Here is a 15,788-nt window from a genome sequence, read left to right on the forward strand (position 1 = left end):
GCCCACCCCAGAAACTTTGGAACGGATTCCATGTTCACCCTAGAAAACGTTGCCTCGGCCGCCTACGTCGTCGCGGCCCTGCTGTTCATCCTGGCCCTGGCCGGACTGTCCAAACACGAAACGTCGCGGGCCGGAAACACTTTCGGCATGACTGGTATGGCGGTCGCCCTGATCGCCACCATCGCCCTGGCGTTCGAGCGCAAGATCGAGCCGCTGGGCCTGGCCCTGCTGATCGGCGCGATGATCGTCGGCGCCGCGATCGGCCTGTGGCGCGCCAAGGTCGTCGAGATGACCGGCATGCCCGAACTGATCGCGCTGCTGCACAGCTTCGTCGGTCTGGCCGCGGTACTGGTCGGCTGGAACGGCTACCTGCACGTCGAGAACAACCTCGGCGGCGAGGAAGCCGTGAAGCTGGTCGGCGAGAAGATGCTCGGCATCCACTCGGCCGAGGTGTTCATCGGTGTCTTCATCGGTGCCGTCACCTTCACCGGCTCGATCGTGGCCAACCTCAAGCTGTCGGCCCGCATCAAGTCCGCGCCGCTGATGCTGCCCGGCAAGAACTTCCTCAACATCGGTGCGCTCATCGTGTTCGCCGCACTCACCGTGTGGTTCGTCATCGAGCCGCACCTGTGGCTGCTCATCGTGGTGACCGTGCTCGCGCTGCTGCTCGGCTGGCACCTGGTGGCCTCGATCGGCGGCGGCGACATGCCCGTCGTGGTGTCGATGCTCAACAGCTACTCGGGTTGGGCCGCGGCCGCCTCCGGCTTCCTGCTCGGCAACGATCTGCTGATCATCACCGGCGCCCTAGTCGGCTCCTCCGGTGCCTACCTGTCCTACATCATGTGCAAGGCGATGAACCGGTCGTTCATCTCCGTGATCGCCGGTGGTTTCGGCATCGAGGCCGGGCCCGCCGAGGACAAGGACTACGGCGAGCACCGCGAGATCAACGCCGAGGGTGCGGCCGAACTGCTCAGCCAGGCCGACTCGGTGATCATCACGCCGGGCTACGGCATGGCCGTGGCCCAGGCTCAGTACGGTGTCGCCGACCTGACCCGCAAGCTGCGTGAGCGCGGCGTCAACGTCCGCTTCGGCATCCACCCCGTCGCCGGCCGTCTGCCCGGCCACATGAACGTGCTGCTGGCCGAGGCCAAGGTGCCCTACGACATCGTGCTCGAGATGGACGAGATCAACGACGACTTCGACGGCACCTCCGTCGTGCTCGTCATCGGCGCCAACGACACGGTGAACCCGGCCGCGTCCGAGGATCCGAGCAGCCCGATCGCCGGCATGCCGGTGCTCACGGTCTGGAACGCCGACCACGTCATCGTGTTCAAGCGGTCCATGGCCTCGGGTTACGCCGGCGTGCAGAACCCGCTGTTCTTCCGGGAGAACACCCAGATGCTGTTCGGCGACGCCCGTGACCGCGTCAACGACATCCTCGCGGCGCTGCCGGCCGCGGCGCACGTCTAGGTTCCTCTGCCGAGCAGACGCGAATGCCCCCTTTTCCTTCGGGAGAAGGGGGCATTCGCGTCTTGTCGGTCAGCTTCGAAGCTTCTCGAGCTCCTGGGTGACCAGCGCCTCCAGTCGACCGGGCGGGAATCTGCCCGGTTCGCTGATGGCGTGCAGGGCCAGGCCGTCGATGATGGCGCAGAGGATGTCGCACTGCGCGGCGGGATCGAAATCCTTCCGCAGGTATCCCTCGTGCTGCCCCTCGGCCAGCAGGGCCTGCACCCGCACGCGGATGGCGCTGTACCGGCTGCGGACGGTTTCGGCGAAGGCCGGTTCGGATTCGGCGCTGGCCAGTGCCTGGGCGTAGATGCGCCAGAGCGCTTCCTTGGCCTCGGTGGTGGGCAGCGGGATGATGCAGAGCCTGCGCAGACCCTCGAACCCGTCAGGTGTGGCGTCGGCGAGCAGAGGGTCGAAGGGGCTGAACACCGCTTCCGCGGCGGCCACCAGAAGCTCCTGCTTGTCCTTGAAGTAGTGCATGACGACGCCTGTGGTGTAACCGATTTCGCGCGCGATCGATCTCAGGGAGGCGGCGGACAGACCGTCCCTGGCGATGACCCGGACGGCCGCGTCGACGACCTCGCCCCGCCGGGTCGACGCGGTGGTGCTGCTGACGGTCATCTTCACTCCAGGTCTTGACACGAGCCGCGAACGTGAGCAGCATAACACTCGTTATGTACATCACAACTGTTATGAGGTAGCGATCATGCAGGTAACCGACCAGATGAAGCGAGACCTGGCCGCCGACGGCGCCATCGTCGTCCGCGGTCTCTTCAGCCCCGAACAGCTCACCCGGGTGCGTGAAGGTTTCGACTATGGGATCGAACACCCGAGCCCGGGGGCCAAACGGGTATACCCGGGCACCCCCGACGAGCATTTCAACGAGTACGGGAACCCGGAGAACGTCGAGCAGTACCTCGGGTTGATCAAAGAACTCGAGCTCACGGATTTCGTCGCCTCCCTGTGGGATTCGGAGCATGTGTGGTTCCTCGGCGAGGAGCTGTTCATCAAGAAGGGCGGCAAGGCCGGCCGCTCGCCGTGGCACCAGGACACCGCCTACATGCCGGCCAACGGGCCGCACCTGCTCAACATCTGGGTCAGCTTCGAGAAGTTGCCGCGGCACAACGCGCTGGAGTTCGTCCGGGGGTCCCATGCCGGCACCCAGTACGACGGCACGACTTTCACCGATCCGGCCGACCCCACGAAGCCGTTGTGGCCGGGTTCGGACTGGCCCCGGCTGCCCGATATCGAGACCGACCGCGCGAAGGACCCGGCATCGTGGGACGTCATCTCCTGGGATCTGGAACCCGGCGACGCGCTGGTTTTCCACTCCGGTTCGCTGCACGGCGGCGCCCCGGTCACCCCCGACTGCCCCAACCGCCATACCCTGGTGTTCCGGTTCTTCGGCGATCAGCTGTTCTACCGGCCGGTGCCCAACGCGAAGCCGGATTTCGCCCACGACGTCAGTGCACTCAACGACTCATCGCTGACGCCGGGTGAGCCCTACCATCCCGAGTACTTCGCGCAGCTGCGCTGAACCAGGAGCCAGGTATGAAAATCGTTGTGCCGCAATGGATGCAGCCGATGTACGACACCCACCACTTCGCACCCGCGGTCGTCGACGGCGATCACCTGCGATGTTCGGGGATGATCGGGATCCGTCCCGACATGAGCGTGGCCGAGGAGCCGCGGGCGCAGTTCACCCAGGCCTTCGAGAACCTGCGCGGGCTGCTCGCCGAGGCCGGGCTGACGTTCGCCGACGTCACCGACATCACCAGCTACCACGTCGGCCTGCAACAGCATGTGCAGGTGTTCGGTGAGGTCAAGGACGAGTTCGTGGCCGCACCGTACCCGGCCTGGACCGCGGTCGGCGTCACCGAGCTGGCGGTGCCGGGCGCGCTGGTCGAGATCCAGATCATCGCGCGGATGCGTTGATCCGGCCGCGGCCCGGACGCGCCACCCTATCTGGTTCGGGGCACTGTGACGAACGTGTAGGAAACCGTTGCCAATTGGCGGATTTCCCGCAAAAGGGTGCACATTCGTCACAGTGCGGCACACCAGGGCATACCGACCGGGCGCCGGAATGCCGACCTCGCAGATACCGCCCGGCTTCCTAGATCTGGCGCATCGGTACAGTCCTATAAACCAGAAACTAGGAGATGCAACTATGTCGGTGGACCGCCTACTCCCTTCTGATGAGGCCCGCGAGCTCATCGAGCTCACCCGCGACATCGCCGACAAAGTGCTCGATCCGATCGTCGACCAGCATGAGAAAGCCGAGACCTACCCTGAGGGCGTCTTCGCCCAGCTCGGCGCGGCAGGGCTGTTGAGCCTGCCCCAGCCCGAGGAGTGGGGTGGCGGGGGCCAACCGTACGAGGTCTACCTACAGGTACTGGAGGAGATCGCCGCGCGGTGGGCTGCGGTCGGCGTCGCGGTCAGCGTGCACAGCCTGTCGTCGCACCCGCTGCTCGCCTATGGCAGCGAGGAGCAGAAGCAGCGCTGGCTGCCCGGCATACTCTCGGGCGAGCAGATTGGTGCCTACAGCCTGTCCGAGCCGCAGGCCGGATCCGACGCCGCGGCGCTGAACTGCAAGGCCACCCGTGACGGCGACGCCTACGTACTCAACGGTTCCAAGGCGTGGATCACCCACGGCGGGAAGGCGGATTTCTACACCCTGTTCGCCCGCACCGGCGAAGGCTCCAAGGGCATTTCCTGCTTCCTGGTCCCCGGCGATCTGGAGGGGCTGAGCTTCGGCAAGCCCGAAGAGAAGATGGGCCTGCACGCGGTGCCCACCACCTCGGCGTTCTACGACAACGCCCACCTGCCCGCCGACCGGCTGATCGGACAAGAGGGACAAGGACTTTCGATCGCCTTCTCCGCCCTGGACTCGGGCCGGCTCGGCATCGCCGCCGTCGCGGTCGGCATCGCCCAGGCCGCCCTGGACGAAGCCGTCCGGTACGCCAACGAACGAACAACCTTCGGCCGCAAGATCGCCGACCATCAGGGCCTCGGGTTCCTGCTCGCCGACATGGCCGCCGCCGTGGTCAGCGCTCGGGCCACCTATCTGGATGCCGCACGGCGCCGCGACCTCGGGTTGCCCTACTCCACCCAGGCCAGCGTCGCCAAGCTGATCGCCACCGACGCCGCCATGAAGGTCACCACCGACGCCGTGCAGGTGTTCGGCGGTGTCGGCTACACCCGCGACTTCCGCGTCGAGCGCTACATGCGCGAAGCCAAGATCACCCAGATCTTCGAGGGCACCAACCAGATTCAGCGCCTGGTCATCTCGCGGAGCCTGGGGTCCTGACGAAGTCGGTCACCGCTGCGAGGAACTGGTCGGGCTGCTCGACCATTGGCGAGTGTCCGGAGCCCTTGATCACCACGGGCGTCAGCCCGGCCTCGGTGTAGCGCTCGACGTTGGGGGCCGTCGGGGTCAGTACATCCTGGTCACCCCATAGCACCAGTACCGGCTTGTGCAGTGCGGCAAGCGTTTCCACCACCGGATGCGGGCCCTCGGTGGAGTCGCACACCCCGGCGTAGGTGAGGCGCTCCAGCGAGCGGTGCGCGTAGTCCGGCACCGGGTAGTCCGCGCCGAACCCGGTCTGCAGTGAGCTCTCGGTGATGGCATCCACGGTCCGGAACCGGTCCAGAGCCGGGCCGATCACCGGCCAGCACACCATCTTTCCGAGCAGCGGCATGGTGACCAGATCGTCGGCGGCCGGGGTATCGGACACCACCACACGCTCCACCAGATCCGGATACTGCCGGGCCAGTTCGGCGGAGACCGCTCCGCCCATCGAATGCCCGATCAGTGCCGCATGACGCACGCCGAGTTGCACCAGTGCGTTGTGCACCGCCTTGGCCTGCTCGGCCGCACGGTACGGAGCACCGTCACCGGGCGCCTCCGAGCCGCCATGGCCGACCAGATCGACCGCGATCACCCGCTGATCGCGGGCCAGTTTCGGCGCCACCCGCTCCCACCACTCGATGGACGCCGAATACCCGTGCAGCAACACCACGGCGCGGTCACCCGGCGGCCCGTACTCCCGCACGTTGAGATCGGGGCCGTCCAGTTCCAGCACGTGCCCGCCCGCGAAGGGCTCGGCCTTGCGCTCCTCCTTGGTCACCACCAGCTCGTTCAGCAGCAACGCCACCACGGCCAGCAGGAGCACGCCCACGGCGATGCGCAATTTCATGCTGCGCACGCTAATGCCGGGACGTCGGTGTTGACCAGCAATTTTCCCCGGTGGACGAAGCCTCAGCGAACGGCCCCATAATGGCAGGTGCCATGAACGCACCCAACCACGCCGCCAGCGCCCCCCGGCACCGCATGCCGCGCCGGGGCGTACGCGCCGCCCGGCGCGCAGCCGTCGGCCTGATGGCGGCAACGGTGCTGGCCGGGACGGGCACCGCGTGGGTGTCCTACCACGGCGCGCTGGACGGCATCACCACGTCCAACGCGCTCGAAGGCGGCCCGGTCTCGTCCGGGGACACCGAGAACATCCTGATCATGGGGCTGGACAGCCGGCTGGACCAGCACGGCAACCCGCTGCCCCAGGACATCTACGAGGCGCTGCACGCCGGCGACGAGACCGTCGGCGGCTACAACGCCAACGTGCTGATCGTGGTGCACCTGCCCGGCAACGGCGGCCCGCCGACCGCGTTCTCCATCCCCCGTGACGACTACGTCGAGCTCGCCGGCTGCGATGTCGACCCGTGCAAGGGCAAGGTCAAGCAGGCCTATGGTTGGGCCTATCAGCGCGAGATGGAGTCGCTGGAGTCCTCGTCCGAAGATTCCTCGACGAACGAGCAGCAGGCCCGTGAGGCCGGTGCCGGGCCCAAATCGCCACGGTGCGCAACCTCCTCGGAATCCCGATCGACCATTTCGTCGAGGTCACTCTCGGAGCGTTTTTCCAGATCGCCAAGGCTGTGGCGCCGATCACGGTGTGCCTCAACGCCGACACATCGGATCCGTACTCCGGCGCCGATTTCCACCGGGGCGTGCAGCAGATCGACGCCGCGCAAGCCATGGCGTTCGTGCGTCAGCGCCGCGACATCAACGACGAGAACTTCACCGACCTCGACCGCACCCGGCGCCAACAGGCCTTCATCGCCGCGCTGGTGTCGGCCCTGGGCAAGAGCGGCGCCCTCTCCAGCCCCACCATGCTGCGTGACCTGCTCAACGTCACCAAGCAGAACGTCGCGCTGGATTCCGGATTCGACCTCGCCAGCTTCGCCAGCCGGGCCTCAGCGCTGACCGGTGCGCCACCCACCCTCTACACGCTGCCCATCAAAGAGTTCGGCCAGAACTCGATGGGCGAGGACATCAACATCGTCGACATCCCCACCATCCGGGCCATCGTGCGGGACCTGGTGGCCGAACCCGGCGGCACCACCGAAGCCCCCGCCGCACCCGCGCATGTCCTCGAGGGCCACGGCGCGGTGCTCGACGTGGTGAACGCCTCCACCTACTCCGGACTGGCTGCGCAGCTCGAAACCACCTTCTCCGCAAACGGATTCACCCCGGGCGAGATCGGCGACGCCGAATCTCTGGCCGCCGTCACCACGATCGACTATGGGACCGGCGCGGAGGCCGGCGCCCAGTCGCTGGCCGACGAGCTGAAGGTCATCGCCACGCCGTCGTCCGAGGTGGCCCCCGGGACCGTACAGCTGACGCTGGGTACGGACTTCCCCGGCGACGACTACCTGACCGGATCGGACGACTCGTCCGCCACGAGTTCCTCGGACGGATCGGATTCCACCTGGGACTCCGCCAGCGAGACGACGGAGGAAACCACCGCCAGCACTCCGGTGACCACCGTGGCCGCCACCGCGTCCGGCACCAAGTCCGCGGCGCCGACCGACCTGAGCCAGATGAAGGTCTCCGGCATTCCCTGCGTGAAATAGCCGCCGCTACAGCGTGACCCGAACCTGGGTGCCGTATCCGGGTTCGGAACTGATCGCCATCGAGCCACCCATCGCCTCGATGCGGACCTGCAGCGAGGCCAGCCCGATGTGCCCCTCGGCGACGGACTGGGCCACCGTCGACGGATCGAACCCCTTGCCGTCGTCGGCCACGGTCAGCACAACGCGGTCCCCGGCCCGGAAGAGGCCGACCGAGACGGTGCTCGCGCCCGCGTGTTTGTTGATGTTGGCCAGCAGCTCGCGCGCGGCGCGGTACAGCAGGGCCTGACCTTCGGGGTGCCCGACGTCCTCCAGGTCCGCGCGCACCGTGATGTCCGGCCGAGTCTCATACTGGCGCAACAGTTCCTGTATGGCCGGGGTCAGCCCCAGCTGCGCCAGCACCTGCGGATGCAGCGCGGTCACCGTGGAGCGCAGTCCGACCGCCGTCTCCTGCAGGGCGGCATGTATCCGGTCCAGCCCCGGGTCCGGGATACGTTCGCGGATCTCGTCGAGTTCCAGGCGTGCCGCCAGCAGGACCTGCAGCGGCCCGTCGTGAAGATGTTCGGCCAGTTCGGCATTGCGCAGGTCGTCGGCCCGCGTTGACTCCGACACCAGCTGGCGCCGCACCTCCATCAGCGTTCGCACCCGCGCCGAACGCCGCGCCAGCACGAAGGACAACGCGGCCGACGCGACCGCCAGCCAGGCCAGGAAACCCACGTGCATGTAGACGATGTCCGGCAGACCGACGTTGTCGTCACGCTCGGAGTACAGGATCCACACCGCCAGGTAGCCCAGTGCGGTGCTGCCACCGAGCAGCGCCGTCAGCCACGGACGATCCTGGAAGGCAACGGATATGGGCAACAGGAAGAACACCGGCAACAGCGCCGCGGTGGCACCGCCCGACACCGCGCACAGCGCGACCAGCACCAGCACATCGACCGCGGTGGAGGCCCACTCGGCCCACGCCGGCATGGGTCCGCGGAACACCACCACCAGCCACAGCACCGCCACGGCGGTGTACACGCTCAGGATCACCGCGTACAGGATCGGCAACCAGTGGTCGACATCCCACACCGAGACCAGGACCACGATCAGGCCGATCAGCGGCAGCCGCAGCAGTGCCGAGACCCGGACCGGTTGAGTGGTGAAGAATTCGACGACGCGCCCGCTGGCCATGTCAGTCCAGCAGCCGGCGGCGCATCGCCTCCGCGACTGCCGCGCCCCGGTCACTCACACCGAGCTTCTCGTACAGCCGTTGCACGTGGGTCTTCACCGTCGACGGGGCCAGGAACAGTTCCTTGGCCATTGCCGGGATGGAACGGCCCTTGGCAATCAGGTCGAGCACCTCGCGTTCCCGCGGGCTCAGCACCGGGACATCGGGTTCGTTGCGGCGACGGATCTCCCCGGCCAGCCCGGCCGCCAGGTTCGGGTCGAGCACGTCGCGACCCTTGGCACACGACAGCACGGCGTTCACCAGCTCACTGCGGGTGGACTCCTTCGACAGGAACCCGGCCGCCCCCTGCTGCAAAGCGGTGTAGACGATCGCCGACTCGTCGTGCGCAGAAACGAGCAACACCCGGGTGGGCAGCTCGTCGCGGCTCACCGCGGCGGCCACCTGTGCCCCGTCGAGCTGCGGCATCCGGTAGTCGAGCAGGGCCACCTGCGGCTGATGGGTCCTGATCAATTCCAGTGCGTCGGCGCCGTTGTCGGCTTCGGCCACCACGTCGATCTCGCCGCTGGAGGTCAGGGCGCGCACCACGCCTTCGCGGAACATCGGGTGGTCATCGCCCACCACCACCCGCACCTTTTCGGCCATGCGGCTCAGCATGGCACAGCGCGGGTCGGTGATCAGCGCGTTTAGAGTCGGCGGTATGCATCTGGACGAGCTGCAGTGGTTCGTGGTGCTTGCCGAGACCGAGCATGTCACCGACGCCGCAGCCGAACTCGGCATCAGCCAGCCCACCCTGTCGCGCGCGCTGGCCCGGATCGAGGAGCAGGTGGGGGTGCCGCTGTTCGACCGGGTCCACCGACGGCTTCGGCTGAACGCCTACGGTCGCATCCTGTTGGAGCACGCCCGCCGCAGCATCGGCGAAATCCATACAGCCACCGAGCGAATCGCCGAGTTGCGCGATCCCGATACCGGGACGGTGCGGTTGGCGTTCCTGCATTCGCAGGCCGGCTGGTTCGTGCCCGAGCTGTTGCGGCGGTTCCGCGCCGAGGCCCCGTCGGTGCGCTTCGAGCTGTTCCAGGGTGCGGCCCACCAGATCGTCGAACGCCTGGCCAACGGCGAGGCCGACCTGGCGATCACGTCACCGCGCCCGGAGGGTTTCCGTTGGCGCGGCCTGTACATGGAGCGGCTGTGCCTGGCAGTTCCGCGCGAGCATCGCTTCGCCCGACGGTCCCGGATCCGGCTGGCCGACGCCGGTGCCGAACCGTTCGTCGCGCTGGCACCGGACTTCGGGTTGCGCCAGCTCACCGACGAATTGTGGGCCGAAGCCGGGATCTCACCGCCGGTGGTGTTCGAGGCCATGGAGATCCCGACCATGGAAGGGCTGGTGGCGGCGGGATTCGGCGTCGCGGTCGTGCCGGTGCCGCGGCCCGAACGGGCCGAGCCGGGAGCAGCGTACATACCGCTGTCGGAGAGTTCTGCCAAACGTCAGATCGGCCTGACCTGGAACGCGGACCGCCCGCTGCCGCCCGCCGCGGAGCGCCTGGCCGAGTTCGTCATGCACAATGTGCATGATATTGACTAGGCTCATGCATTGGACACATCTTTGCCGGCGCCCTACCGTCGTCTGAGTGTCCACCTCCCTGACCTCCGTTGACTGGCAGGGGCATTCACGTGGCTCGAGCGAGTACCGACGCCTGCTGGCCGCATTGTTCTGCGCCGGCGTCGCCACCTTCGCGCAGCTGTACTCGCCCCAGGCCGTTCTCCCGCTGATCGCCCACGACATGGGTACCGGCGCTGCCCATGCCGCGCTGACGATCTCAGCCGCCACGGTCGGCCTGGCGTTGGGCGTGATCCCGTGGTCAGCCCTGGCCGACCGGATCGGCCGAGTCCAGGCCATGACGATTTCCATCACTGCGGCAACGGTTCTCGGGCTGGTCGTACCATTGGCCCCGAGCGCGGCACTCCTGCTGTCCGGCCGCTTTCTCGAAGGGCTGATGCTGGGCGGAGTGCCCGCGGTGGCCATCGCCTACCTCACCGAGGAGATCGACGCCGGACATGCCGCCCGCGCGGCGGGCACCTACGTCGCCGGCACCACGATCGGCGGCCTGGCAGGCCGCCTGGTCACCGGACCGATCGCCGAGTTCGCCGGATGGCGCGTCGGCGTACTGGTGGTCGCGGTGTTGTGTGGGCTGTCGGCGTTCGCCTTCGTCAAACTCGCCCCACCCGCGCGCGGCTTCACCCCGGCCCGCAACCGAGACCTGGCCCGGCGGCTGGCCGAGAACCTGCGTTCGCCTCGCCAGCTGGTGCTCTACAGCCAGGGATTCCTGCTGATGGGCGGGTTCGTGGCGATGTACAACTTCCTCGGGTTCCGGCTGATGGCCCCACCGTTCGGCCTGCCCCAGACCGTGGTCAGCCTGGTGTTCCTGGCCTACCTGTCGGGTACCTGGGCCTCGGCCCGGGCCGGCGCCGAGGCCAGCCGGTTCGGCCGCAAGACCGTGCTGCTCGGCTCGATCGCCACGATGGTTGCCGGCGTCGCGATCACACTGGCCGGCAACGTCATCGTGGTGCTGATCGGACTGGTGATCGCCACCGCAGGATTCTTCGGCGCGCATGCGATCGCCTCGGGCTGGGTCGGCGCAGCCGCCGGCGACGGCAAGGCACAGGCGTCCTCGCTGTACAACCTCTTCTACTACGCGGGCTCCAGCGTGATCGGCTGGGTCGGCGGGCTGGCGTTCGACTCCGCCGGTTGGCCTGCCGTGGCCGGGACCGTGATGGGTCTGGCCGTGCTGGCAGGCGTGCTGGCCTGCACTCTGGGCAGCTACCAGAGCTCGATGTCGCGGCCGTACTCCGATTCCGGGCGCGGACCGAAGTAGCGCCGCTGCGACTCCTCGATGAGGACGTCGTTGATGCTGGCCTCGCGGCGGGCCATCAAGCCCTCCGGGGTGAACTGCCATAGTTCATTTCCGTAACTGCGGTACCACTGGCCCTGCGCGTCATGCCATTCGTACTGGAACCGCACAGCTATCCGGTCCTCGCTGAAGGACCAGAGCCCCTTCCGCAAGACATAATCCAGCTCGCGCTCCCACTTGGCGGTCAGGAACTCCACGATCTGTTCGCGGCCGACGATGTGCAGGTCGCGATTGCGCCACTGTGAGTCCGGCGTATAGGCCAGGCTGACCCGCTCCGGGTCGCGGGTGTTCCAGGCATCTTCGGCGGCTTGAACCTTCTGGAGCGCTGTTTCCAGAGTGAAGGGCGGGAAAGGCGGGCGACTGTCGGTCATGCCACCTTTCTACCTGTCTAACCATGTGGCTATCGTGGCTGGCATGGACTTCGCGATGTCGGCCAAAGCGGCTGATTACCACTCCCGGTTGACCGACTTCATGACCGAGCACGTGCTGCCGGCGGAAGCCTCGTACCACGCCTACCGCGAGGAGAAGGGCCCGAAGGATCACACGGTGCCGCCGGTGGTCGAGGAGCTCAAGGTCAAGGCGCGTGAGCAGGGCCTGTGGAATCTGTTCCTGCCCTCGGAGTCCGGACTGAGCAACCTGGAGTACGCGCCGCTGGCCGAGCTGTCGGGGTGGAGCATGGAGATCGCCCCCGAGGCGCTCAACTGCGCGGCCCCGGACACCGGGAACATGGAGACCCTGCATCTGTTCGCCGACGAGCAGCAGCGCAAGCAGTGGCTGGAGCCGCTGCTTGCCGGTGAGATCCGCAGCGCGTTCGCGATGACCGAGCCCGCCGTGGCGTCCTCGGATGCCCGCAACATCGAGACGACGATGCTGCGCGACGGTGCGGACTATGTGATCAACGGCCGCAAGTGGTGGATCACCGGGGCGGCCGATCCGCGCTGCAAGATCCTGATCGTGATGGGCCGCACCAATCCGGACGCTGCCAGCCACGCGCAGCAGTCGATGATCCTGGTGCCCGTCGACACTCCCGGGGTGGACATCCAGCGCTCGCTGCCGGTATTCGGCTGGCAGGACCAGCACGGGCACTGCGAGATCGTGTTCGACAACGTGCGGGTGCCGGCCGAAAACCTGCTCCACGAAGAGGGAAGCGGTTTCGCGATCGCCCAGGCCCGGCTGGGCCCGGGCCGCATCCACCACTGCATGCGCGCGCTCGGTGCGGCCGAACGGGCCCTGGCGTTGATGGTCGACCGGGTGCAGAAGCGCGTCGCGTTCGGCAAGCCGTTGGCCGAGCAGGGCGTGGTTCGCGAGTCGATCGCCAAGTCCCGCAACGAGATCGACCAGGCCCGGCTGCTGTGCGAGAAGGCCGCGTGGATGATCGACCAGGAGGGCAACAAGGCCGCGCACGTGCTGGTCTCCCAGATCAAGTCGGTGGCCCCGCAGATCGCCTGCAACGTCATCGACCGGGCCATCCAGGTGCACGGCGCCGCCGGGGTCAGCGACGACTTCCCGCTGGCCCGGCTCTACAGCTGGCACCGCGCGATGCGGCTGTTCGACGGCCCCGACGAGGTCCACATGCGGACGATCGCGCGCGCGGAGCTCGGCCGGGAGAAATCCCCGCTCGCGACGGCGGCGGTGACTGCGCAGTGACCGCCCAACTCGGAGAATTGTCGGGGGCGTGGAACTTTCGGGACGTCGCCGAGATCACCGGAATCCGGCCCGGACTGCTCTACCGCTCCAGTGAATTGAGTCGGCTGTCCGACATCGGCCGTGAGGAGTTCCGCCAGATCGGCATCACCGATGTGGCCGATCTGCGTTCGGGCCGTGAGGTGCAACGGCACGGGCCGGGCCAGGTGCCCGACGGCGTGTCGATCCACCTGCTGCCGTTCCATCCCGACGATTCGTCGAATCAGGATGCACCGCACGAGTCGACGTTCCAGCGGGTGATGTCCGAGTCGCCCGGCGACGAGGACGTCAGCGAATCGGCCAAGCGCTACATGACCGAGGTGTACGAAGAGTTCCCCACCCTGCCGGGCGCGCATATCGCTGTGCGCCAGGTGATCTCCCTGCTGAGCCAGGAACGTCCGGTGATCGCGCACTGCTTCGCCGGCAAGGACCGCACCGGGTTCACCGTCGCCACGGTGCTGCACGCGGCCGGCGTCGACAACGATCTGGTGATCGCGGACTTCCTGCGCAGCAACGAGGCGATCTCGCCGCTACGGGAACGGATTCTGGAGAATGTGCGGAACCGCGCCGAGGGAACGCCCGAGGTGATCACCTTTGCCGAGGCGCGGTTGACCGACGAGGTTCTCGGTGTGCGCGAGGACTACCTCGCCGCCGCGTGGAAGAAACTCGACGAGGCGTACGGCTCGGTGGGCGGCTTCCTCGACGCGGCCGGGGTGTCGGCCGAGGATCTCGCGGCGCTGCGGTCCGGCCTGCTCGGCTGACGCCGCGAGACCAACACGGCAGAAGCTCCTTGTTGACTTTGAGCTGACGCTGCATTTTTACGGGTAGCGGTGTGCGTGGTGTCGAAGTCAACGGGCACCGCCACGTGCCGGTCAGGCCGGTTGGGTCACCACCAGACTCACCTCGACCTCGTCGGCCACCTTCATCGCGCCCATCAGCATCGAGTACTGCTTCAACCCGAAATCGCTGTGCCGCACCTGCGCCTGGCCGCTGATCCGCCCGATTCCGTCCCCCTCGACCCGGACATCCACAACTTGGTCGCCACTGCGGCCGCCGATCTCGAGTGTCCCCTCGACCCGGTACGTGTCCGCCTCCCGGACGATATCGCCGGACCGGAAAACCGCTCGCGGAAACTTCTTGGCCCGCAATGTCTTCAACGCATTGGACCGGATCAGCACCTTCTCGGCGCCGGACAACGGAGTCATGCCACCCTCGCCCCGAAGCACGTCGAGGGAATCGAGGTCGACCGTCACCTCCACCGACGACGGCACCTCACCGTCCCATTCCACCGTCGCGTGCCATGAGCGCATCGCGATGGTCAACCGATGGCCCATGCGCGACGCACTACCCGTCACGCCGGTACGCAGCAGCAACTCGCCCGTGTCGGGGCCCAGGTTCCACTGCGTCACGACGCGATCACCAGACCCGCCACCCACGTGATGGTCGCCAGCAGCGCACCGGTCAGCTCGACGCCGACCGACAGCGCAACCCCCTTGAGTGCGTGCACCGTTGACGCCCAGGCCCGCCGGTAGTCACGCCGTGCGGCCAACTCCGCCAGGTACACCCCCGCGACGAAGCCGATCACCAAACCGATCACCGGGATGACGAAGAAGCCGATCAGGCCGAGCACCCCACCGGCCACCAGACTCGAGATCCTCACGTCGGCGGCCCGCATGCGCCGGACCGGCCACGCGTACTTGATCACCTCGGCCGTCACGAAGAACACGGCCGCGATACCGAGCGTCACCCACGACACCGTGGTGTGTTCGACGATGGCCCACACCGCGATCGCGGCGAATACCAGAAACCCGCCGCCGGGGAGGACGGGCAGCACGATGCCGACCAGTCCTACGGCGATCACCAACGCAACGAGAACAACGCCAAGGGTGCTCACGGTTTCTGCCCGCGCACCCACTGCATGGTGCCCATGGTCTTGGAACGTACCCGCTCCAGCCCCAGCCCCTCGAACCGATCGGCGAGCTCATCCTCGGCGAAGAAGCGGGCCCCGCCCTTCGACAGCAGTCGTGCCGGCCCACGGGTCGTCGCCGTGGGCACCATGATCGCGATACGCCCGCCGGGACGCAGCACCCGCACCATCTCCGCCAGCGCTGCCTCGGCGTCGGGGATCAGCTGCACCGCCGCGATCGATGTCACCGCATCGAAGACGTCGTCCCGGAACGGGAGCTTCTGGGCGTCGGCGCGCAGGAAACCCACCTGCCGGCCGGCCTCGGCCTCTACCGCGCGGGCCAGCATGGGCTCCGAGATGTCCACGCCGAACGCGAACCCGTCCAGCCCGGCCGCCCGGGCCAGTGCGGCCGTCACGTTCCCTGGACCGCTACCGACATCGAGGGCGATTCCGCCGGGCGGGATGTCGAGCCATTCGGCGGGCTCCTGCCACGCCGTCATCACCTTGCGGGCGAGGGCCTGGGCGTTGTCGTAGAGCATCGACCCGACCGGTGACGCCCACACCTTCTGGATGAATCCCGCATTCTTGGGGGCGTCACTGCCCTCCCCCAGCAGATCGAGATATCCCTTGCCGACATCAGGCTCGGCCGGCGGATCGATCAGGAGATCGAGCGCCTTGCGCAATGCCCCACTCGATGCGGTATCCACAC

At 67.5% G+C, this 15,788-nt stretch carries 16 protein-coding genes and 1 pseudogene; 9 read left to right on the plus strand and 8 right to left on the minus strand.

Annotated features, from left to right (window positions below):
- The first annotated feature begins 30 nt into the window (after positions 1 to 30).
- The gene (gene pntB, locus ACNQVK_RS36705) at positions 31 to 1,470 is read left to right on the plus strand and encodes a Re/Si-specific NAD(P)(+) transhydrogenase subunit beta (protein ID WP_418033769.1); all 1,440 of its coding nucleotides are present in this window, start codon (positions 31 to 33) and stop codon (positions 1,468 to 1,470) included.
- 69 nt (positions 1,471 to 1,539) lie between these two features.
- Here the strand turns inward: pntB and ACNQVK_RS36710 are convergent, their stop codons facing one another.
- A complete protein-coding gene (locus ACNQVK_RS36710) occupies positions 1,540 to 2,127 on the minus strand; it encodes a TetR/AcrR family transcriptional regulator (RefSeq protein ID WP_418033771.1) in 588 nt (195 codons plus the stop codon).
- Positions 2,128 to 2,212: 85 nt separating this feature from the next.
- On the opposite strand from ACNQVK_RS36710, the gene ACNQVK_RS36715 reads away from it, so the two are divergent.
- The 3 genes from ACNQVK_RS36715 to ACNQVK_RS36725 all read left to right on the plus strand — a co-directional run bounded on the left by ACNQVK_RS36715 (position 2,213) and on the right by ACNQVK_RS36725 (position 4,813).
- Positions 2,213 to 3,043, plus strand: a complete 831-nt coding sequence (locus ACNQVK_RS36715) for a phytanoyl-CoA dioxygenase family protein (protein ID WP_418033773.1) — start codon at positions 2,213 to 2,215, stop codon at positions 3,041 to 3,043.
- A 14-nt stretch (positions 3,044 to 3,057) separates the two neighbouring features.
- On the plus strand, positions 3,058 to 3,441 hold the full coding sequence (locus tag ACNQVK_RS36720) for a RidA family protein (protein ID WP_418033775.1): 384 nt from the start codon (positions 3,058 to 3,060) through the stop codon (positions 3,439 to 3,441).
- A 232-nt stretch (positions 3,442 to 3,673) separates the two neighbouring features.
- Positions 3,674 to 4,813, plus strand: a complete 1,140-nt coding sequence (locus ACNQVK_RS36725) for an acyl-CoA dehydrogenase family protein (protein ID WP_418033777.1) — start codon at positions 3,674 to 3,676, stop codon at positions 4,811 to 4,813.
- Here the strand turns inward: ACNQVK_RS36725 and ACNQVK_RS36730 are convergent.
- Entirely contained in the window at positions 4,788 to 5,702 is a 915-nt protein-coding gene (locus tag ACNQVK_RS36730; protein ID WP_418033779.1) for an alpha/beta fold hydrolase, read from the minus strand. The genes ACNQVK_RS36725 and ACNQVK_RS36730 overlap by 26 nt on opposite strands.
- Positions 5,703 to 5,794: 92 nt before the next feature.
- Here ACNQVK_RS36730 and ACNQVK_RS36735 point away from each other — a divergent pair.
- A pseudogene (locus tag ACNQVK_RS36735) lies at positions 5,795 to 7,413 on the plus strand (LCP family protein).
- A 6-nt stretch (positions 7,414 to 7,419) separates the two neighbouring features.
- Here ACNQVK_RS36735 and ACNQVK_RS36740 read toward each other — a convergent pair.
- Both ACNQVK_RS36740 and ACNQVK_RS36745 read right to left on the minus strand, forming a co-directional pair.
- Positions 7,420 to 8,586, minus strand: a complete 1,167-nt coding sequence (locus ACNQVK_RS36740; protein ID WP_418033781.1) for a sensor histidine kinase — start codon at positions 8,584 to 8,586, stop codon at positions 7,420 to 7,422.
- A 1-nt stretch (position 8,587) separates the two neighbouring features.
- A complete protein-coding gene (locus ACNQVK_RS36745; RefSeq protein ID WP_044514449.1) occupies positions 8,588 to 9,238 on the minus strand; it encodes a response regulator transcription factor in 651 nt (216 codons plus the stop codon).
- 43 nt (positions 9,239 to 9,281) lie between these two features.
- Here ACNQVK_RS36745 and ACNQVK_RS36750 point away from each other — a divergent pair, with 43 nt between their 5' ends.
- Together ACNQVK_RS36750 and ACNQVK_RS36755 are read left to right on the plus strand one after the other, a co-directional pair.
- Positions 9,282 to 10,163 carry a LysR family transcriptional regulator gene (locus tag ACNQVK_RS36750; protein ID WP_418033783.1) on the plus strand — a complete coding sequence of 294 codons (882 nt, stop codon included), beginning with the start codon at positions 9,282 to 9,284 and terminating at the stop codon, positions 10,161 to 10,163.
- A gap of 46 nt (positions 10,164 to 10,209) precedes the next feature.
- On the plus strand, positions 10,210 to 11,454 hold the full coding sequence (locus tag ACNQVK_RS36755) for an MFS transporter (protein ID WP_418033785.1): 1,245 nt from the start codon (positions 10,210 to 10,212) through the stop codon (positions 11,452 to 11,454).
- On the opposite strand, the gene ACNQVK_RS36760 is transcribed toward ACNQVK_RS36755, so the two are convergent.
- Positions 11,400 to 11,861 (minus strand): DUF1348 family protein, encoded by a 462-nt coding sequence (locus ACNQVK_RS36760; RefSeq protein ID WP_418033787.1) that lies wholly within the window; start codon positions 11,859 to 11,861, stop codon positions 11,400 to 11,402. The two genes, ACNQVK_RS36755 and ACNQVK_RS36760, sit on opposite strands and share 55 nt — an antisense overlap.
- Before the next feature lie 55 nt (positions 11,862 to 11,916).
- On the opposite strand from ACNQVK_RS36760, the gene ACNQVK_RS36765 reads away from it, so the two are divergent.
- Both ACNQVK_RS36765 and ACNQVK_RS36770 read left to right on the plus strand, forming a co-directional pair.
- On the plus strand, positions 11,917 to 13,137 hold the full coding sequence (locus tag ACNQVK_RS36765; protein ID WP_418034574.1) for an acyl-CoA dehydrogenase family protein: 1,221 nt from the start codon (positions 11,917 to 11,919) through the stop codon (positions 13,135 to 13,137).
- Positions 13,134 to 13,934: a tyrosine-protein phosphatase gene (locus ACNQVK_RS36770; protein WP_418033788.1), complete on the plus strand. Its 801-nt coding sequence runs from the start codon at positions 13,134 to 13,136 to the stop codon at positions 13,932 to 13,934. The genes ACNQVK_RS36765 and ACNQVK_RS36770 overlap by 4 nt, the downstream gene beginning before the upstream one ends.
- Before the next feature lie 111 nt (positions 13,935 to 14,045).
- Here ACNQVK_RS36770 and ACNQVK_RS36775 read toward each other — a convergent pair whose 3' ends face one another.
- From ACNQVK_RS36775 to ACNQVK_RS36785, 3 genes are read right to left on the minus strand one after another with little or no spacing between them, the layout of a single operon-like run.
- Positions 14,046 to 14,582, minus strand: a complete 537-nt coding sequence (locus ACNQVK_RS36775; RefSeq protein WP_418033790.1) for a YceI family protein — start codon at positions 14,580 to 14,582, stop codon at positions 14,046 to 14,048.
- On the minus strand, positions 14,579 to 15,067 hold the full coding sequence (locus ACNQVK_RS36780; protein WP_418033792.1) for a DUF456 domain-containing protein: 489 nt from the start codon (positions 15,065 to 15,067) through the stop codon (positions 14,579 to 14,581). The genes ACNQVK_RS36775 and ACNQVK_RS36780 overlap by 4 nt, the downstream gene beginning before the upstream one ends.
- On the minus strand, positions 15,064 to 15,786 hold the full coding sequence (locus tag ACNQVK_RS36785) for a methyltransferase domain-containing protein (RefSeq protein ID WP_418033794.1): 723 nt from the start codon (positions 15,784 to 15,786) through the stop codon (positions 15,064 to 15,066). The genes ACNQVK_RS36780 and ACNQVK_RS36785 overlap by 4 nt, the downstream gene beginning before the upstream one ends.
- Between the last annotated feature and the right edge of the window lie 2 nt (positions 15,787 to 15,788).

Source organism: Mycobacterium sp. 134 (genome assembly GCF_048282715.1).
Lineage (GTDB): Bacteria > Actinomycetota > Actinomycetes > Mycobacteriales > Mycobacteriaceae > Mycobacterium > Mycobacterium septicum.